This window comes from Deinococcus roseus, assembly GCF_014646895.1.
GTDB lineage: Bacteria > Deinococcota > Deinococci > Deinococcales > Deinococcaceae > Deinococcus_C > Deinococcus_C roseus.
This window is the reverse complement of the sequence record NZ_BMOD01000047.1, coordinates 1-19,763: the sequence shown is the minus strand read 5'-3', so window position 1 is coordinate 19,763 and position 19,763 is coordinate 1. Positions and strand designations below refer to the sequence as shown.

At 56.8% G+C, this 19,763-nt stretch carries 17 protein-coding genes; 11 read left to right on the top strand and 6 right to left on the bottom strand.

Features of this window, described 5'->3' with window-relative positions:
* Window positions 1–162 precede the first annotated feature (162 nt).
* On the top strand, window positions 163–330 hold the full coding sequence (locus IEY52_RS25640; protein ID WP_189009238.1) for a hypothetical protein: 168 nt from the start codon (window positions 163–165) through the stop codon (window positions 328–330).
* Between the two features lie 679 nt (window positions 331–1,009).
* Window positions 1,010–1,615, top strand: a complete 606-nt coding sequence (locus tag IEY52_RS25635; protein WP_229684985.1) for an SOS response-associated peptidase — start codon at window positions 1,010–1,012, stop codon at window positions 1,613–1,615.
* Window positions 1,616–1,660: 45 nt separating this feature from the next.
* On the opposite strand, the gene IEY52_RS25630 is transcribed toward IEY52_RS25635, so the two are convergent.
* The 6 genes from IEY52_RS25630 to IEY52_RS25605 all read right to left on the bottom strand — a co-directional run bounded on the left by IEY52_RS25630 (window position 1,661) and on the right by IEY52_RS25605 (window position 8,274).
* Window positions 1,661–2,731 (bottom strand): site-2 protease family protein, encoded by a 1,071-nt coding sequence (locus IEY52_RS25630; RefSeq protein WP_189009235.1) that lies wholly within the window; start codon window positions 2,729–2,731, stop codon window positions 1,661–1,663.
* A 270-nt stretch (window positions 2,732–3,001) separates the two neighbouring features.
* Window positions 3,002–6,136, bottom strand: a complete 3,135-nt coding sequence (gene dnaE, locus IEY52_RS25625; protein WP_189009232.1) for a DNA polymerase III subunit alpha — start codon at window positions 6,134–6,136, stop codon at window positions 3,002–3,004.
* Window positions 6,137–6,148: 12 nt separating this feature from the next.
* The gene (locus IEY52_RS25620) at window positions 6,149–6,385 is read right to left on the bottom strand and encodes a hypothetical protein (RefSeq protein WP_189009229.1); all 237 of its coding nucleotides are present in this window, start codon (window positions 6,383–6,385) and stop codon (window positions 6,149–6,151) included.
* Between the two features lie 4 nt (window positions 6,386–6,389).
* Window positions 6,390–7,463, bottom strand: coding sequence for a DNA polymerase Y subunit UmuC family protein (locus tag IEY52_RS25615; RefSeq protein ID WP_189009226.1), 1,074 nt, complete (start codon window positions 7,461–7,463; stop codon window positions 6,390–6,392).
* Window positions 7,417–7,620 carry a hypothetical protein gene (locus tag IEY52_RS25610; protein ID WP_189009223.1) on the bottom strand — a complete coding sequence of 68 codons (204 nt, stop codon included), beginning with the start codon at window positions 7,618–7,620 and terminating at the stop codon, window positions 7,417–7,419. Before IEY52_RS25610 ends, IEY52_RS25615 begins: the two co-directional genes overlap by 47 nt.
* 9 nt (window positions 7,621–7,629) lie before the next feature.
* Window positions 7,630–8,274, bottom strand: a complete 645-nt coding sequence (locus IEY52_RS25605; RefSeq protein WP_229684984.1) for a LexA family protein — start codon at window positions 8,272–8,274, stop codon at window positions 7,630–7,632.
* A 189-nt stretch (window positions 8,275–8,463) separates the two neighbouring features.
* Here IEY52_RS25605 and IEY52_RS25600 point away from each other — a divergent pair, with 189 nt between their 5' ends.
* The 9 genes from IEY52_RS25600 (at window position 8,464) to IEY52_RS25560 (ending at window position 19,732) form a co-directional block, all read left to right on the top strand.
* Window positions 8,464–9,135, top strand: coding sequence for a hypothetical protein (locus IEY52_RS25600; RefSeq protein ID WP_189009221.1), 672 nt, complete (start codon window positions 8,464–8,466; stop codon window positions 9,133–9,135).
* A gap of 288 nt (window positions 9,136–9,423) precedes the next feature.
* On the top strand, window positions 9,424–9,867 hold the full coding sequence (locus IEY52_RS25595) for an Xre family toxin-antitoxin system antitoxin (RefSeq protein WP_189009218.1): 444 nt from the start codon (window positions 9,424–9,426) through the stop codon (window positions 9,865–9,867).
* Between the two features lie 876 nt (window positions 9,868–10,743).
* Complete coding sequence (locus IEY52_RS25590; RefSeq protein WP_189009215.1) at window positions 10,744–12,114, top strand: replication initiator protein A; 1,371 nt, start codon at window positions 10,744–10,746, stop codon at window positions 12,112–12,114.
* Window positions 12,115–12,685: 571 nt separating this feature from the next.
* Window positions 12,686–16,129: a DEAD/DEAH box helicase gene (locus IEY52_RS25585; RefSeq protein ID WP_189009212.1), complete on the top strand. Its 3,444-nt coding sequence runs from the start codon at window positions 12,686–12,688 to the stop codon at window positions 16,127–16,129.
* Between the two features lie 138 nt (window positions 16,130–16,267).
* Window positions 16,268–17,251, top strand: a complete 984-nt coding sequence (locus IEY52_RS25580) for an AAA family ATPase (RefSeq protein WP_189009209.1) — start codon at window positions 16,268–16,270, stop codon at window positions 17,249–17,251.
* Complete coding sequence (locus IEY52_RS25575) at window positions 17,248–18,165, top strand: ParB/RepB/Spo0J family partition protein (protein WP_189009206.1); 918 nt, start codon at window positions 17,248–17,250, stop codon at window positions 18,163–18,165. The genes IEY52_RS25580 and IEY52_RS25575 overlap by 4 nt, the downstream gene beginning before the upstream one ends.
* 417 nt (window positions 18,166–18,582) lie before the next feature.
* Window positions 18,583–18,915, top strand: coding sequence for a hypothetical protein (locus IEY52_RS25570; protein ID WP_189009203.1), 333 nt, complete (start codon window positions 18,583–18,585; stop codon window positions 18,913–18,915).
* A gap of 128 nt (window positions 18,916–19,043) precedes the next feature.
* Entirely contained in the window at window positions 19,044–19,370 is a 327-nt protein-coding gene (locus IEY52_RS25565; protein WP_189009200.1) for a hypothetical protein, read from the top strand.
* Window positions 19,367–19,732: a hypothetical protein gene (locus IEY52_RS25560; protein ID WP_189009197.1), complete on the top strand. Its 366-nt coding sequence runs from the start codon at window positions 19,367–19,369 to the stop codon at window positions 19,730–19,732. Before IEY52_RS25565 ends, IEY52_RS25560 begins: the two co-directional genes overlap by 4 nt.
* Window positions 19,733–19,763 lie beyond the last annotated feature (31 nt).

Here is a 19,763-nt window from a genome sequence, read left to right as displayed (position 1 = left end):
TTTTTTTGGTTCTCACAAGTCGAATTTTACTGCTGCCCTGCTTTTTGCCTGCCCCCTGCGGGATCATCGCAGCGGACGACCGATTGCTCTCTTTAAATGAAAACAAAAGCATACCAATACACTTATTGATCCACGCACAACTGAGTAGGCTACAGTGCTGAGATGACCTGGCACCCCACAGGGTTGACCCGATCCCAGCAACAAGAACGCCGTCAGTACTTTGCTACATTTCTGGTCAAAGGTGAGGAGCACTTCCGCAAGATCTGTAGCTACTACCGGATCAACAAAGCCACTTTCTATGCCTGGAGAAAGAAAGCCCGGCAAGAATGAAGTGCACCTGTGCCACCACTTCCCACACGGTTGGGTGAATCACGTGCAATCCAAACACCACCGCTGAGTCGTGAACCAGGATCAGATCAAAATCTATGGCCTGGGTTCAGATTTTCCCAGCGGACATCCCACCTCATAGGAGCACACCACATTGCCCCCAGGAGCATGCACTTCCCGGCAGCCAGTGACGAGTTCATATCCTGCCCGTTGATCTGCGAGGACCTCGCCCAGGTGGAGCCGGTGTCTAAAGTAAGATCAGGGAGACGATGAAGGCCCTTGGCCAGCACCGTAGTGCGTCAGTCCCGGAGAGTGCCCTTGGCACTCCATTGGTCTTCGTCCCACATTGAAGGTGCAGTTGCTTCAACCACACATTGCTTTGGTGCAGGACTCCCTGAGCCCTGCGCCACCCGACAACTCCTTGAGTTGTACACCCTGAAGGGTTGGAGCAATGGGCTTGTTTTGGGTTGAGGTTCACAGGCACCAGGGAAAGTTTTGTGGTCTGGTGGAACTTCGCTCCTGCGTTCGTGTGGCAACAACATCAATGGGATCCATCACCCAGACACCTGCCAGAAGGAACCGTGGCTTTGAGTAAAAGCCATGTCTTGAATTCCGCTAAAAACATAATCTACAATGGGGGCAGTTTGATTTCACACCCAGATGCAAAAACAAGGAGGCCTCCATGTGCGGAAGAATCAACGGAATCAGCGACGGAAACCTGATCTGGAACATCAAATACCACGACACCTGGAATTTCTCCGGGGAACTCGCCCCCACCCAGCAGTACCCGATCATCCGCAAAAAACCCGGCAGCATTGATCTGGAGACTATCCTCGCCAGGTGGGGACTCATCCCCGAGCACTGTCAGGGGGAAGAGGACCTGCAAAAATACAAAAGCACCTTCAATGCCAGGTCCGAAACGGCCCACCGCCTGCCCACCTTTCGCAAGGCGTTCCAGAGGCAACGCAGCGTCATCGAGGTTTCGGGATTCTATGAATGGCAGAAAAATGGCAAGAGCAAAACCAAGTTGCACATCCACAGCAGCACCGGAGGCCCCCTGATCCTCGCAGGCCTATGGGATTTCTGGCAGGGACCTCAAGGCCTCATCCACTCTTTCACCCTGCTCACCTGCGCCAGTGGGCCACTGGTGCAAAAATTCCACGACCGCCAACCGGTGATCCTGGGTCAGGCAGGAGCAAAGAGATGGCTGGAAGACCAACCCCAGACCGAGCTGCAGAAACTCCTCATCCCCTGCCCGGACCGCTGGCTCACCGTCACCCCCTGCTAAAACCCAGAACCGCTCCAGCGAAGCCTCTGTCTGGTTGGGCAGTTGTCACCTTACCTTCATGGCCAGTTCTGCATCATGCTGCAGGTCTTGCAAGATGAAGTCCACCGAATTGAGCCAGATGGAATACCCTCCAGCCTTCAAACGCTTGCGCATCTCCTGAATGCACTCCAGGGCCTGCACAGGCTCGCCTTCTTCCATCAAGAGGGCAGCTTTCACCACAGCAAAACCCGGCTCCAGTTCTCTGGGTCCACTCTGGCCCAGCACCTCACGGGCCAATTCCGGCTGATGGTGGTGACGCAAATTCAAATACGCCTGATCCAATTTAAGCCCCAGCTGGGCGTCTGCACCCTGCATCAGGGTTTTGAGCCGGTCCAGCACCGGCTGGCCTTCCTGCCAGTTGTGCTGCCTGAGGTGGACCACATGCAGCAGCTGCAACAAAGGCACCTCCAGGGAAGCAAACTGCCCTTTCTCCAGGGCTTCTTGCAGCGGCTTCGGGGAAAGCGTTCTGAAATTCACCGGCTGGGCCAGCAAAGCAAAATGCCGCTGGATCAGGTGCTGAACGGGCACCACCTCACCCCTGAGCAATTGCAAGATGCGGTGGCCATCGTTGTTCTGCCGGATGGGCAGCATGTTGGTGACGAACATGCTGAGTTGGTTGGCTACCGCCATGAGCAGCACCAGGGTCCACCACCCCTCGCTGCGCATCATCCAGATGAAACACCCCAACCCCAACAGCAGGTTGAGCAGGGGACCACCCAGCACAAACACAAAGGCGCGCCAGCGGTAACTGGCCTCCGACCAGTCAGGGTGAATCAAACCCGCCACCGATCCCCAGAAGGGGTTGCCTTTGGGGGTGGGATACCCCTGGAAACGGTGGGGGTGCCTTTGCCAGGTGTACCGACCCAGGTGAAACTGATACATGTTGAAGCCCATCAGCACCCCGGCCAGCAGGTGTCCCAGCTCATGAAGCACCACACCAGGCCAGGCAAACAGGTAAGCACAAACCAAGATGACCAGCAGGGCCAGAGGATAATCCTCTGGCAGCCCAGCACGGGCTGCCACAAAACCCAGACAGCCGGTGATCAGAAACACCAGCAGGTTGGGAAGCTGCTTCATGGAGCAAAGACCTTACTGTGAGGTGGCAGAGAGGTCTGGGCAATCGAGAGGCAGGGGGTTGAAGGTTCCTGCTGTGCATCAGACAGGATCATGGCAGACCAATCCCAGAGCGTTCATTTTGAGTGCGAATTCATTTTGAATCAGTGGACTGTGGCTGCTCTCTTTCAAAAACATGAGCAACAGCACCCATAGGCTATTCTTCATACTGGCAGTATAAGGGTTGAGGATACGCCTCCCTGACCACCCACATCACGGGTGATCGAACCCCTTTCACACCAGCGTTTGCTTCCGGGCAGGCCTGCGGGCCCAGCACCACACCCCTTCAGCCGTGATCCCGGTGTGCCGTCCCCGTTTGACCACCGCACCTTCGACCACGAGTATTTGGGCGTCGCGGAGCACCACCCGCTCCCGGTCCCACAGTTCTGGGGGGATCACCACCTGCACCTGTCCGTGGGAAGATTCCAGCGTGTAAAAGGCCACCCCGTTCGCAGTGGGCGGCATTTGCCGCTGGGTCACCAGCCCAGCCGTGCACACTTTTTCCCCGTCTCTCAATGTGGAGAGGGGCACCACCCCCATGGCGGACAGTTCCTCCTGGTAGAAGTCCATCACATGCTTGCCGTTCTCCTGGCTGTGCTTCAAAGCCTGGTTCCAGTTGAAGATCTCCCGCTCAGACAGGGGCTGCAGAACTGGGGTTTTCACCTGGGGCACGAACAAAGCCTGGCTGCCCCCCCGCACCGAATTCAGCAGCGTTTTCAGTTGAAACAGGGCCTCCCGCCGTTCTAGAAAGGGGTCAAAAGCCCCAGCGATCACCAGGGCTTCGTACTCTTTGGAGGTCAAGGACACCCGCACAAAGAAATCCTCCAGCGTCTGGAATTCTCCCCTTGTACGCTCCAGCACCAGCTGCTGGATGCCTGTTTCCGAGAGTCCTTTGACGCCGCAAAAACCAAAGCGGATGCTTTTTTGGGGCTTGCCCCGCTGGGTTCCCGTGACTTCCACGGTGAACAGGGCTCCAGAGCACTGGATGTGCAAGGGCAGGATCTGCACCCCATGTCTGGCCGCTTCCTGCAGCACGGTGCTTCTCGCATACATCCCCGGCTCGTGGTTCAGCACCCCAGTGATGAATTCTGCAGCAAAGAATTCCCGGAGAAAAGCTGAGGCATACGTGTGACGCGCAAAGGAAGCTGCGTGGGATTCAGGGAAGCCATATCCTTTGAACTTCTCGCACATCTGAAAGACCTCCAGGGCCACCTCCTCCGTGACCGGATGACTGGAGGATTGATGGGCCTGCACTGCAGACTGCACAAACTCATCCCTGAGGAGCGTGATTTCCTCTGGATCCTCCCACTTCGCCAGCCTTTTGCGGTACCGGTCTGCCGTCACCCAGTCCAGCCCTGCAAAATCATGGCATACGCGAAGAATTTGCTCCTGGTAGAGGATCACCCCATAGGTGCGGGACAAAATGGGCTGCAACGTCGGGTGAGGGTAAGTGATTTCTTCTTTGCCTGCCCTCCTGCGGAGGTATGGGTGGACCGTGGAACTGGTGATGGGTCCAGGTCGGAAAAGGGCAATCTGGTGCGCCAGTTCCAGCATGTTCTTTGGGCGGTTGCGAACCGAAAGTTGGATTTGACCGGGACTTTCAATTTGAAACAGGGTCAGGGTGTCCCCCCTAGAAATGCGCCACCAGACTTTCGGGTGATCTTTCAGGGTGGTCAGGTCCAGTTTGATGTCCTCGATGCGCTCGATCTCTGACAGGGCATTTTCGAGGGCCGAGAGCATGCGTAAACCGAGCAAATCCAACTTGACCAAACCCAGGCTTTCTGCATCATCCTTGTCGAATTCAATGTGCCGGATCCCTCCAGAGGATCGGCGCTGCGGGGTGTAATGGTGCAGGGGGTGCCGGGCCAGGATCACCCCGCCACTGTGGGGGGCGAGGTGGCGCACCGTTTTGCGGTCCATCCGGGATAGCACATCGATCAGCTTGCCTTTCACTGGAGAATTGCCCAGCACCTCATCAAAGATCACCTGTGCTTTTGCAGCGTCAGCTGGACGCAAATGCCGGTAATCCCGCCCCAGGCTTTTGGTGAGTTCATTCGCCTGGTGCTGCGGGAGGCCCAGGGCGCGGGAAAGGTCCTGCAGGGCTGAAGAGAGGCGGTAAGTGATCCGGTTGCAGACCATGGCCTCGCAACTGTCCTGCCCGAACCGCTCTTCCACCCACGAGAGCACCTCACGCCTTCTGGCTGAGGAAATGTCGATGTCTATGTCCGGAGTGGATTTCGAGCCTTCCACCAGGAAGCGCTCGAAGGTCAAATCCAGTTGGATGGGGTCCACGATGGTGATGCCCAGCAGGTAACAGACAATGCTGCCTGCTGCGCTGCCCCGACCACTGGCCAGGATGCCCCGGCTTTTGCAGAAATCCATGACTTCGGTGGCGACCAGAAAAAAATTCTCCATCCCCATGCGCCTGATCACCCCCAGCTCGTAGGAGAGGCGTTTTGAGGCCTGCTGTTGAAGCTCTGGTGGGTAACGCTCTTCCAGGGCGGTGTGGGTCCTGGCAAACAACCACAAATAAGGGCTGAAGCCCTCCGGGATGGCGGCGTTGGCCAGCTCAAGCTTGTCGGGGAGCAGGTGGAAGACGCAGGATCTGGCCAGCAGGTTTGCAGTGTGCGCGGCTTTTCTGGAAGGCAGGCGCTCCAGGTAATGGGCAGGATCACGGATGCACTGCTCCCCGTTTTGCGGCCTGAGGGGATGGGGGTCCATCACGGTGATGCCAAGCCGTGCACACACCAGGGCATCATGCACAATCCACTGGTCTTCGGTGGCATAACGCACCTCTGGGGAAAGCATGCACTCGATGCCTTCTTCCCGGGCCAGTTCGCAGGTGAGGCGGGACAGGGAATCGTCTTCTTGATAGAGGTCATGCCAGAGTTGAATGAAGATGTCTCCACCCAACAGGGCTTTGAGGTGCTGCACCCAGTTTCTGGCCCGCCTGAAGTCCCCTTCCACCAGCAGCCTTGCCAACAGGCCTTGCCGGGATCCAGTGAGAACCCGGAAACCCTTGCCGGAGAGGTCTGCAGGTTGCACCACCTGCCCATCATGCAGCTGGGTGATCAGGGAGTTGAGTTCGGCATAACTGTCCCTGGAGGTGCAAAGGATCACCAGTGGAGCTGCAAAACTTTCTCCCAGCACTTCAGCTGTGATGTTGAGGGTGCTGCCGTGGATGGGGAGCAAGCCCTGCTCCTCACAAGCCTGGGCGAGTTCAACTGCTCCCGCCATGCTCTGGTCGTCCACCAACCCGATGGCCTTGTAACCCAGTTCCCTGGCCCGCTTCACCAGCTGGGTCGGGCTGCTGACACCGGCCCCCTCAGAGAAAAAGCTGTGAACGGTGAGCAGGGCTTTCAGGGTCATGGGGGTGTCCTTTCAATCCTGGATGGCGCTGAGCGTCCATTCAAGGACCTCTTCAAATATTTCCAGCACGGTCCCTGTTGGGGTCTGCACCAGGTAGTATTCTCTCGGCAGTCCGTCCAGCCACCACTGGCCACCAAATTTCCAGTGCCTGAGGGTGTCCTGCACAGGGTAAGTTCTCCCCTGGCATTTCACCTGCAGAATTTGCCCATCCTGGGTGATGACTTCGGCTTTCTGCATGATCAGGCGCACTTGTCTACCTTGGCTTTTTGCGGAAGTTGAGGTCCCTGGCCTGGGCGTATGGGTTGCTGGTGGTGTAATTAAACATCTTTCCTGGGTAGCGTTCATGCACCCGGGCCACCGCCTGCTCTGGTGTGGGCCTCTGTTCAAACAGGGTCTGGCGTTCACCCAACTGGTAGAGGTCCTGCAATGCGACATGGATGCGGGAGATGCCCAGAGGGGTGGCCCCTGTGTCCATGAGGGCCAGGGAAAGCAGGTGTGCGAGGGTGCGAGGGTGCCGGATGGGATCTTTGATGGTGCGCAAGGCCCAGAGTTCTCCAGCAAGGGTGCGGGCAGTCAGCACCAGTTTGCGGGCTTGCCAGCCACTGAGGCGTTTGATCAGGGCTTCCGCCAGCAGGATGAGCACGGGCTGGATTTCATGAGGCTGGCAAGCGTCCTGATCGTAGTCAAAGGCAGCTGTGATTTCTCTGGGTGGCTGGAATCTGGCCACCAAAATCCTGCGTTCAAACAGGACACCTTTGATGATCTGGAACTCCTCGCCGAAGTAATGTGTGGCCTGTTTGCGATCCCAGCCCTGGAGGCCGTCCAGCGTGTGGATGCCGAGAAAATGCAGTTTCTTGATGGTGTCTGCTTTGATGCCCAGCAGGGCGAGCGAGCTGACCGGGATGCCTTCTGGACCAGTAGAGGTGTGCACCTCTCCGGATGGAGCAAGAGTGGAGGCCAGGACAGCGAGTTCTCGGGTGGGTCCCCGTCCCACCTTGGCACCGTGTTCTTTTGCGATCAAACGGGCATCGGCTTCTGGCAGGGAAACCAAGCACAGGCCTTCAGCGAGGCTTTCCAGGTTCACGCTGTACCGGAAGAATTCCAGCTGCAGGGTATGCCAGCGGTTTTTGAGGGTGGGGTTGGAATGTTCGGCGAGTTGCACTGGTGGGGCTTTGATCAGGACCAGACTGGCGGGCATGCCCACTTCGATCCCCAGCCTTGTCGCTTCCTCACACACCGCTTTGACCCGTCCATTCTCCAGGGTGGCTTTGGGGCCTTTTTCAAGGGTGGTGAAGGCCAGGGGGGTAAGGTTGAGTGCGGTGATCACGGAGGTCTCCTTCGGGGTACAGGTCCAGATCAAAGGGGATGCGGGCGTGGCAATGGGGGCACTGCAGAACCACCGTGTTGTCGGTGCTTCTCTGGATGTCCCACTCCAAACCTTTTTCGTCGCAACTTCCGCAGAAAAGGGTGTGGGGGTCGATCATGCTTTTCTCCTAGCTAGTCTGCCGGGTTTTTCGTGCGGGAGCCCCACCGATGCGTCCGATGAGTTTGCCTTGCAATTGGATGTCCCAGATTTTGTATTGCATGGGGGGGTAGAGGGGGTTTTCGCTCACCAGCACCACATCATCCCCACTGCGGTACCAGCGTTTCAGGGTGGCGGTGTCTTCCCTTGGCAGCAGCACGACGGCAATTTCGCCTTCCTCGATGGGCACGTCAGGCCGCACGAAGATGGTGTCTCCGGGGAGGATGCCTGCTCCAATCATGCTGTCTCCCCGGATCTGCAGGGCATAGTCGCCGGGTTTGATGGTGATCACGTCACTGATGTAGGCCAGGCCTTCTTCCACCTGGCCGTGGGCATGGGTGGGTTGTCCTGCAGCAACTTCGCCAAGGAGAGGGATGTCTTTGAGGCCGAGTTTTCGAATGGCGTAATCGCTGACCTTCAGCAGGGTCACCCGGGGGGAGATGCGGTCCAACATCAGGTACCCCTGCTCATGGAGGGAGTGGATGTGAAAGGATGTGGTTTGTTTGGTGAGACCGAGGGCTTCTGTGAGCCGGGTGGGGGTGACGGGGCCTTCTTGAGAGAGTTGGAGAATGAGTGTGAGGAGTTTTTTGTGGTTTTTGGTTTGATCTGGGGGCATGGTGCTCCTTCCCGGTGCATTCCCACCGGGCCATTTTAGGGATAATCACACGTTAATCTGACTTAGGTCAGAAAGTCAAGTAATTTATCGTACAGGACACACCTCGATTTCCATCGATGTCACCTCGTCTATCTTTGGTTGATCAATGCATGTAATGATATATTATGTCATTACATGCTAAACTTAGGCATGACGCACCCCCTGCAGAGCCTGTTCGACCTGCAAGACCACCTCAGAAGAAAAGCCGTCTGGCGGCATGCGTTGGACCATCAGAACCCAGAGGACGAGCGTGTCCCCTACCCCAGATTTCTGGCTGTGCTGCCGGATGAAGCCCAGTTCCAGCACTGCCTGGAGGAAGCAGAGCGACTGAACAAAAAGTGCCAGGAAGTCGGCATCACCACCCGCTGGCTGCCCTCTTTTTTCAATGAAACCTGGGAGAACGCCACGGTGCGGGTCACGGAGGCCTACAAACCCAAAATCCTGATGGGTGAAGGAACCTTGCCCCTGATGTCCGTGGAGCTGTCAGAGAAAGATGCGTACATCCGGGCCCGTTTGCAGGAACTTCAGGAACTGGATGCCCCTCACTTCAGCCTGAGCCTGGATGGGGTGGAGGCAAATGGCAGGTATTGTCCAGAGCTGGTTTACCATGCCCGGAAACCAGTGACGGTGCGGGTGTCCACAGGACGAAAATTCAGGCTGTATGCCCGCATTATGGGCGGAGGTCACCGCAACAGTGTGAAAATCGGTGCCGTGGTGGTGCGTGGTTTTGAGGGCCAGGTGTATGAGGACCTCCCCCGGGCCACCCGGAAGGACACCAAACCCCTCTTGATCAAAATCAAACGCTACAGCTTTCATGGTTGATGGAGATGTAATGGCATATTATGCCATTACATCTTTAAATTGCTCTGGAATGCTGGGAGTGAGCGGCGTCTACCCTTCAATATGCCTATGGCCTGCTGAAAGAAAAACGTGCAGCACGATGCTGAGGCTGAATACCCCATGGATTGATCACCTTCCTGTAAAATTTGATTTCCAGACGCTTTGCAACTGCACTGCCCCCACCAACAACTCCATCAGACAAATCCAAGGCACTCTTCTTATTCTGCGCAACACCCCAACTGAAGTGAGACTCACACGCAGGAGGTTTTCATGGGACTGGAACGCTACCATCCCACCACAACACATCCAGTCTTCGGGCTTCCAGGAACCCACATTCTGCAACTGGAAGCCAGGTCCCTGCATGATCTGACCCAGCAACTGGAAATGGGCCTGCTGCATGAAACGGTGACTCGACTGCTCATGCTCCTTGAGCTGACTCCAGTGACATTTCAACAGCACATTGGTCTCCACTTATTCAATCGCCGCAAGAACCAGCGGCTCACAGCACGAGCATCAGAACGTGTCTACCGTTATGCCTGCCTGTTTGAGCGAGCCATGCAGCTGACAGGCACCCAGGAGGCAGCCAGAACCTGGCTGAAAACACCCAATGCTGCTCTGGGGGGAGAAACGCCCCTGCAGTATGCTCGCACGGAATTGGGAGGCCAGTTGGTGCAGCATCTGATCACTGCTCTGGAAGACGGTGTGGTTGTTTGACCCACCAAATGGAGAGGGGTTGAAACACACTTCTTGGTGATTTTGGATGTTTGCAGCTGTATGGTTTTGAGACATGTCACGCGAAGGAAATGGTTTTGACACCGAGAAAAACCAAACAGGCTCAATCTGGCACTCAACCTGCATTTGCTGGTGTCACCGCATAACCTGGGGAGTACGGAACGAAAAAACGACATGATCTGCTCCGAAATCACCGCATAACCTGGGGGATTCTCCCGGTGGTGGCCTTTTTTTGAGGACTGAGAGCAACACAATGTGCACCTCCGGGCCACCACACCAAAGAACCGCCATTTGACGAATTTGCCGTCTGGAACGCGGAGGTGCGTTCTTTTGACTGTCCTGGTTCTTTGCCCCATCCCACTACCGCATAACCTGGGGCGTTTGTGTTGGTCCCACTACCGCATAACCTGGGGCATTTGTTGACAACTATGCCTGTCAGCAGGCAAAAACCTCTTTCTGGCCCCTTGACTTCATGGGTACCGCATAACCTGGGGAGAAGGCAACGAAAAAGCCCGCATAACCTGGGGTGAAAACGGCAAAATCCACGTTTTTTGTCCAGAACACCACCGCATAACCTGGGGAGAAATTGCCGCATAACCTGGGGAAAAACAGATGGAAAAACCCGCATAACCTGGGGCGTTTTTTCGAGGGGTACCGCATAACCTGGGGAGAAGGCAACGAAAAAACCCGCATAACCTGGGGTGAAAATACCGCATAACCTGGGGTGAAAACTGGGTGAAAAGCTGTGTGACACGCAAACAGCCTTGCCCACATGATGATGACAATCAGTAGTTAAACAAGTATTACTTCATTACTAAAAAAGAAACACCAACACACAAAATCGGGTAAAATCGCCTTGTGCCCAAGAAGGTGAAGAAAACCCCATCCTCCAGCCCACTTCTGCCCCATTACGCTGAAATGAACGTTCACTACCTGGGCCTCATCAGCATCCAGCGGCAAATCGACAAGAAAGACTGGCGCTGGCGGATCGAGGAAACCCGCAATGGACGACAAACCGTGATTGAATGCCTGGGCAACCAGGAGTACGGGGTACCGCACGGCAACGACAATGATTTTTACAATGCCATCATCCACCAGTACGTGGAAAACAACATGCCTGAAGATGGTGTGGTGCAGGTCACGGCCTATGAACTCCTCAAGCTGTCTGGGAAGACCGACAACAACCAGAATTATGACGCCCTCAGGGAATCCCTGCACCGCCTTTACCTTTCCGCATTTTTTGTGTCCCAGGCCTGGTTGAACAAAAAAAACACCCGCTGGGAAACCGTGAGTTTCAAGCACATCGACAAATTGCGTTTCACCTCAGACGATGAAGCCAACCTCTCCAACCGCAGCATCATCCAGATCACCCTGCCCGTGGAGATCACCGAAAGTGTGCGGGCTGGTTACCTGCTGCCTGTGGATGGCAGCGTGCTCAAGGCCCTCAAGCAACCCACCAGCCGGGCCCTCTACAGGCTGCTGGAAGCCCGCAGGAGGGACCCTCAGGACCCGGGGATGGTGTTGGAGTCCTTCGAGGAAAACGTGATGATCTGGGGGCAGGTGTGCAAACTGTTCGGTGGCCGTTCAGACAAGATCCGGCGCAGCCTGGATCACGCCCACGAAGAACTGATTGAAAACGGCTACCTGAAAGCCGTGGAGTTTGAAGGGCGGGGCAAAACCCAGACCATCATCTACCGCTTCAACTCGCGGGTGATCCCCGAGCCCGACAAAGCCAAAGTGCAACTGTTGGAAAGCCACGGCATCTGGCCGGTGCAAGCCCGTCACTACGCCATGGAATACGCCCACCTGGTGGAACCCGTGGTGCGTCGCTACCAGCAGATGCTCTCCAAAGGCTACACCCCCGAGAATCCGGCCGGCCTGATCATCAAAATGCTCAAGGAACCCGACCAGTTTGGGGTGTCCCTGCAAGAACTCCCTGCCTCCATCCCTGCACCGGCAGAGCCCACTATAAAACCACCGAAAAATCCCACCACCGAAGTGCTCTCCCCCATTGACCTGGAGGGCAAGCGGGGCACCGTCACCTTCCTGGCCCAGCGCCTCGGGAAACGGGTGAGCATGCGTCACCTCGACGCTTTCCTGGACCGGCTGAAAAACGATGATGCTTTTGCCCTCAGCATGTTCGAGCAGTTCTCCACCGCCATGCTGGACAGTGAACAGCAAGCACAACTGGTGGTTTCATCACTGCAGGGTGATGGACCTGGGTTTTAAAAACCACTGCTGCACGCTCGCCCCATGGAACCAAAATTGAACGTGATTCCTGCTGAATGACACCCTGAAAATGCAACTGGCACAGCAAGAACCTGCAATCCATTCCCAGTGAACCGGCAAAAACACCCCAGGTTATGCGGTATTTCAGGACCTGGTTTCCGATGGTCTGTCGACAGCAAAGACCGAAACATCAAAATCCGCTTCCACTTCCGGCCACAACATTCTCTTGCCACACCTCCTCCAGGATCCTGTGGCAATTGAAGGGTCATCCCAATGCAAATGACTGCCGCACGGAGAGAGCCCTGGTGCCCTTCACCTGACACGAAAGCCTGCTCCTCACCCGGTGCTTGACCCGGGAAAATGGATTTCTGGAAAACAGGCTCTGAACCCCCCCTGTCAGACCCTGCACAGGGCAGCTTGAGGACTGCTTTCCAGGTGTCACTGGAGGACATGAAGTGGACTGCAGCAGCAAGGGAGGTCAGGGGACACACAAGCCAGCAACATCAGGTACGCTGAGGGAACCATGCTCCTGTGCTCAGCCTTTTCGTGCCCACCTCCAGAGGATTCTTAGGTGACCTGGTCTCCCCCACCGGGTTACGGTGCCCGCACCTTTCAGATCCATTTTCATCCTCAAGACTGGAAGGAGGGTCAGGCTTTGCAGCAACAGGGGGAGGTGCTGTCCTGCAAACCCCTCCCTGCGGACCGGACGGTCACCGGGGTGGTGCGGGAGGTGGTGGAGGAATTCCGGGTGGGCCTCACCCTCAACCCCGCACAGTTCCGCGGGTCTTGCACCTGCTGGCAAAAGACTCCACCCCATCGGACCTGCAAGCACATGGTGGCGTTGCTGTTCCACTGGTTTTCTCCCCCAGGTGAGGTGCCCCCTGTTGGACTCTCCATGGCCGACGAGTCTTATTTGAAGACCATCGGGACCAGCTGGGAGAAGCGGGGGGTGCTCCATGAGGCCCACCAGGTGAAACTGCAGGTGCTCTCCAAACGGAACCCTGTGGAGGTGCGCAAGTACCTGGAAAGCCAGGGTTGGGGAAAACTGTGGGTTTTGCTGGAGGGTGGTGGAGCATCTGGGATTGGGCTTTCCTCCTCTCGGGCCACGCTGGTTCCTCCAACCTCCAACAGTGCTTTGGGTGGCGACAGATCTCAGGCGGTTCCCGCAGAGCGTCAATTGGTGTTTGTGCTGGACCTGGGTCAGCAGGTACCGTACCTGGCTCCTCCTCGCCTGGAGCCACACCTGGGGGCCATCCAGCGGGGCCGCTTGCTCCAGCCCCAGCGGCTGGTGCCGGGCCGCACCCATTACCTGCCCCTGGAGGAAGAAGGCCGGCTCCTCAGGGAAGTGCTGAACGTCAAAGGGGACCAGCACCTGCACCCCAGAACACCCCTGGGCTGGGTGTTGGATCGGCTGTTGAAAAGGGGCCTGCTGTACCTCAAAGGGCACCTGGACCGCCCTTTGCAGGCAGGGGAGGAACGGGAAGGAAAGGTGGGCTGGACAGTGGATGCTCAGGGCAACCAGCACCCCCAGTTTCAGGTGGAGCCAGCCGCTGAAGTGCTGTTGCTGGACCAGGCCTGGTACGTGGACAGAGGGAGCTTCAAAGCCGGCCGGGTTCTCACCCTTTGTTCCGGCCATCAAATCCAGCAGTTCCTGGCGGTTCCTCCTGTGGTCCCGGAGAAAGTCCAGGAGGCCCAGCACATGTTGCAAGGCCTGGACGGTCCTCCCCTCCCTCACCCGGTGCACTTGAATGTTCAGCGCATCAAGGGCGTCCCCTCCTTCAAAGCGGTGCTGGGGGGAACGGCTCAGGGCAAGCAAAACACCCCCCGGCTGTCTCTGCGGGTGGATTACGGCGCCCTCACGGTCCCTACGGTGGACGTGCTGTACCCGGCCAGAACTGGACGGCCCGCTTTGCGGCACTTTGATGGCCACAAACTGGTTTTGGTGGAGCGGGATGTGACGGCCGAACAGCAGGCCTTTTCATGCTTGCAAGCCCAAGGCCTCTCTCCCCTGTCCACTGGAGACCAGGGGGTGGTGTTCCAGAATGCCTCCCAGAGCAAGGGGGAAGAACACCTGGGTTACCTGCTCACCCGTGTGGTGCCTGAATTGAAAGGCAAAAACTGGGAGGTGATTGTGGACAGGTCCTTCCCGGGTGAGGTGATCCAGCGTCCCTTGCAGGGCACCCTCAGGGAGGACGGGGGGTGGTTCTCGCTGGAATTGGGGGTGGAGGTGGCTGGGAGAACGGTTTCCCTGCTGCCCCTCTTGCTGAGGTGGATCAGGAACCACCCAGACCTCCTCAGGGAGGTGCTGGAAGGCAAGGCTGAAGGCCAGTTGGAATGCTTTCCGTTGGGAGAGGGCCGGTTTCTGGGGGTGGAGTTGACCCGCATCCACACCCTGCTCAGGGTGCTTGTGGAGTACCACCAGGGTGGGGAGGCCATCTGGCTTCCCCGCATGGGGGCTGGACTCCTCTCCAGTGTCAGCGGGGTTGTGCAGTGGAAGGGTTCAGAGCAGGCCTTCCGGCTCATTCAAAACCTGCGGCGGCTCTCTGAACCCCTGCCTCCACTGCAGGCTCCGCATGGCCTTAAGGCGGAGCTGCGCCCTTACCAGCTTCAGGGTGTGGCGTGGCTGCAACGGCTCAGGGAGACCGGCATGAACGGCATCCTTGCCGATGACATGGGGCTCGGCAAAACCCTGCAGACCCTGACCCACATCCTGATCGAGAAAGAACAGGGGAGACTGCGGCATCCTGTGCTCATTGTGGCCCCCACCAGTTTGATGCCGAACTGGCAAGCCGAGGCAGAAAAGTTCACCCCGGGCCTGAGGACCCTGACCTTGCATGGGGCGGCCCGTCACCGGCGCATGGGGGACATCCAGGAGGTGGACGTGGTGTTCACCACGTATGGGGTGCTGGTCAAAGACCAGGTGTTGCTTGAGCGTCACCCCTACCATATGATCGTGCTGGATGAAGCCCAGCGCATCAAGAACGCCAGGGGACGGGCCAGTCAGGCCTTTAAGCACCTGCACAGTCAGCACCGGCTGTGCCTGACCGGAACCCCCATTGAGAACCACCTGGGGGAGTTGTGGTCCCTGTTTCACTTCCTGATGCCAGATTTGCTGCCTGCCGAAGGGGAATTCCGGCAACTGTACCGGGATCCCATCGAGAAGGACGACGACCCGTTGTGTCAGGAGCGCCTGTCCCGCATGGTGCGGCCCCTGATGCTCCGGCGCACCAAAGGAGAGGTGGCAGGAGAACTCCCTTCCAAAACCGAGATCACCATCACCTTGGAGCTGGGAGGGGAGCAGCGGGACCTCTATGAGACCCTCCGGGTGGCCACCCAGCAGCAATTGCAGGTTGAAATTGAGAAGCGGGGACTGGCCAGCAGCCAGATCCATGTGCTCACTGCGTTGCTGAAACTCCGGCAGGTGTGCTGCCACCCTGGTCTGGTTCGGCTGGAAGAGGCCAGCAAGGTCAGGCGGTCCGTGAAACTGGAGTGGTTCAAAGACACCCTGCCCGGGATGCTGGAAGAAGGGCGCACGGTGCTGGTGTTCTCCCAGTTCACTTCCCTCCTGGTTGTGCTGGGGAAGGAGTTGGAGAGGCTGGGGGTCAAGCATGCCGTGCTCACCGGCCAGACCGTGGACCGCGCAGAGCAGGTGCAACGTTTCCAGTCGGGAGAGGTGAAAGTTTTCCTGATCAGCCTGAAAGCGGGTGGGGTGGGACTGAACCTGACGGCAGCAGACACGGTGATTCACTTCGATCCCTGGTGGAATCCAGCAGCGGAAAATCAGGCGACCGACCGGGCTTACCGCATTGGGCAGGACAAGCCGGTTTTTGTCTACAAGCTGGTGACCAGTGGCACCATTGAGGAGAAAATCCTGGTTTTGCAGGAGAAAAAAGCCCGCCTGTCCAGAAGTGTGTTGCATGGTGGGAATGGAGGTGAGCTGCACCTGAGTGAAGACGATGTGGGCATGTTGCTGGCAGGTGGAGGTCTGGAGAAGGAACACAGAAAGCATGTGTGACCTTCTCTTTTTCTTGTTGTGTGAAACGGGATTTTTTGCTGAATTTTAGCGTTACTGAGTTGACTCAGTAGCTTTGCATTGACTGTCCATGCTTCAGCCTTTCTTGCAATTTGCGTACACAAATCCTAGACTGCACTCATGGCTGCCAGAGAAATCAATGTTCGGGCCCTGCGGGAAGGCCTTGCCCAGGCCCTCACCGAAGTGCGGTCCGGAGACCGGTTGATTGTGACGCAGCACAAAGAAAAAATTGCCGCTGTGGTGCCCATCAAAGACCTGCTTTTGTTGCAGCGGGCAAAGGAGTTCAGCCCCATGTCCATCCACACCCTGTTCAACCACGCCGGTGGGTCCGCCAAAACCACCACAGTCCGTGAACTCAGTCACCAGCTCTCCAAAATGGGCTTCAAAGTCCTGGCGGTCGACCTCGACAGCCAGGCGAATCTCAGCGAATGGCTGGGGTTCGGGGATGTCCCCAGAGAGCACACGGTGCTCCCCACCATGCTGGACCGCAAGCCGCTGGAGGTGCACCCGCAGTACCATGCGCACGGCTTTGATTTGATTCCAGCGAACCTGAACCTGGTGGACATCGAAGACCGCCTGGCCACCCCAGAGATCTTCCAGTTCCGCAACGCCCTGAGGGACGTTGCCAGAGAACACCAGTACGACTTCGTGTTCATTGATGCCTCACCGAGTGGCGCGAAACTCTCCCAGCAGGCCTGCATTGCAGCAGATTCCATCATCTGCCCGGTGATGCCGACCGTCAAAGGCCACACCAGCCTGGTGACCCTGAACAGCCTGATCGACCGCATCAAGCCACTGAACCCCGGACTGAAGGTCAGCATGTATTTGCTCACCAACCTCAACCCCACCAGCACCATGAACGTGCACTTCCAGGGGGAACTCCGTGCACGCATCGAAGAACTCGGGGTGCCCCTCTTTTCGGAAGGCATCCGCAGGCGGGAAACGGTGTACGAGGCAGCGTCTTACATGATGCAACCCGTGACCAGCCTGGAACGCAAAACCAAAATCCACGGCCTGAAAGAAGCCCAGGAAGAACTGCAGCAGATGGCGGAATTTGTGCTGGGCCAACTGCAGGTGGGCGCAGATCAGGGGGTAACCCTGTGAGTTTGATTGGTCGCCTCAACCAGCAGTCTGGCGGCAAGAACATCACCAGCAGCCAGAAAGACCGCATTTTGCAGCACAACATGAAAATCATCCACATTGATTTGACCAAAATCGAACGCAGCCCGGTGCAGCACCGCCGCAGTTTCGACAAGAAGGCCCGCGAGTCCCTGGCCAGGAGCATTGAGAAGCACGGACTGAGAACTCCAGTGCTGGTGAAAACCAAAGCGGACGGCACATACCGGCTGATAGCAGGGGAGAGGAGACTCCAGGCCCATGAGGACCTCGGGAAAACCCAGATTCTGGCAGCAGTCCTCGATGATGTGGTCAACGAGAAGGACGAAGTCACCATCAGCCTGATTGAGAACTTTCAGCGCTCCAACCCGAATGCTTATGAAGAGGCAATTGGTGGGACCCTGTTGCTTTCCGCTGAGTTGCAAAAGCCCCGCGAGGACATCGCTGCTCACCTCAACCAGCTGTACAATGCCCGCGAGACCGAAGAAGCCCAGTTGCAGATTGCACAAATTGAGGGTCTCTTTGATGGGGTGGGCCTCCCCTCTTTCGTGACTTTCGTGACCACCCGCTTGCCGACCCTCACTTACCCCGTGGAAGTGCAGCAACTGCTGAACGACAACCTGTTGCCGTTCACCCACTGCCAGTTGCTCGCCCGCATCAAGGATGACACGCTGCGCCAGAAAGCCATCCAGCATGCTTTGCAGCACCCTGGCATCACGGTCAGTGACCTGAAGAAATTCATTCAAAAGCTGATCCTACCCACAACAAGCAAACAAAAGACCGTGGGAACCCTCATTCAGGACAACTACAAGAAAACCTGGAAGAAGATGGCGCCAGAAGACCGGGTGGTCCTGGAATCCCTGATTGGCAAAATCGAGGACATGCTCGCAAAGTACCAGTGACCTGGGGAGAGAGAAGAATCCTCTTTCTCTCCTCTGATCGATTCTGGCTGCTATCTGTCCACTGAAAACACAGGCCTGAGCCATTTACTGAGGTGAATCAGTACCCAAAACAGCCGTCTGGAAAACAACAATCCTGAGAAGGCATATTTCAGGCCGAGCCTGAAGAAGCACAGAACTTCTTGCGAAAAGGCTGGTACCTCTGTCAAGGTCCTAAAACTGGAATGACAGAACTGCCAGGACAGAAAGAACCTCATGTTGTGATGGTCTGATGTTCCATGAGCTGCTGAAATCAGGTGTTCAGAAGCAGCATTTTGATGTGAAAAAAACCAAAAGTGCCGAATGACATTGGCTGGCGCAACATCCCTTTTTCAGACCATGGTCAGACCGTCACCAGAATGAAAACCATCCAACCTCATCATGTCGGTTGTTCTTGCACCCCACAAATGCAGCTCTGGCCTGAAGGTTGAAAAAACCATGGGATTCAGGTTGGAGGGTTCATTCACCCACCCCATGGGTAGCCCTACACTGAAGAATGCACCCTCTGGAGGTTCAACCATGACAATTCCTCTGCACACGGCAATTCTGCAGGACCAGCATGGCGAGCTTGTCTTGCTTTTTCCTCAGGAAATCGTTGGGCAATTTCAAATGATGGAAGGCATGGTGGTTGACCTGCAAGTCGTGGAAGGAAAGCTGATGATCTTCTTCGCATCATCAGGAGACGCTGTGGGAGGTTCCGCAGAAGACACCTGAAAGGCTGGGTTTCATCAACCCTCTTAAAAAAGAATGTCGGAAGTCTTTCTGTCCTCACGGGCAGGCATCACTGCGCTTTGCTCACCTGGAAGTCTTCGTTCGCACTGGACGCTTCCAGGAGCACCTCTTTGCCCTTACCCCCCAGGGTGCGAGAAGACCTTTACCAGTTCCTGCGCGCCATCCACCCAAGGCACTTCCCTGTTCAGGAGCGGCTGCTCAACCCAATGTTCCACAGCCACTGGCTGAATTTGAGTGGCGCAGATGGAGATTTGATCATCGATGACACGCTGTTCGAAATCAAAGCCACCCACAAACCCAGCCGCACCCACTTCCTGCAGCTCGTGCTGTACGTTCTTCTCGACGATCTGGCACTTCAATCACCGCAAAAGAAAGACCCATTTGGGATCGAGCAGGTGGCCGTTTACTACCCCCGCTTTGACACCGTGGTGACATGAACCTGCATGAGCACCTCAGGGACCGGGAAGGCCTCGCCCTGTACCTCCAAGACCAGTTGCTGAACTGGGAGAACCACCTCACCGAACGGGAAAGGGTGGAAGAAGCCCAGAGGCCCCCACCCCTCAGTGCCCAGGCGCAGCAAAGCCTGGAAGCCAGCCTGCAGACCATCACTAGTTACCGGTGGTTACGTGGAAGTGTCGGCAAAACCATCACAGAGAAACTGGTCCAGCAGGCCCTGCTGGACCACATTCCTGAGTACCTCCAACTGGGTGCTGTGTTTAGAAAGCATGTGCAGCGCATCACCGAGGAATTAGCTGAGATTTTGCACCTATCCAGCCCTTGGAAAAGGATGCAGTTCTGAGTCGGTGAAAAGCTGATCCTGCAGCATCAAG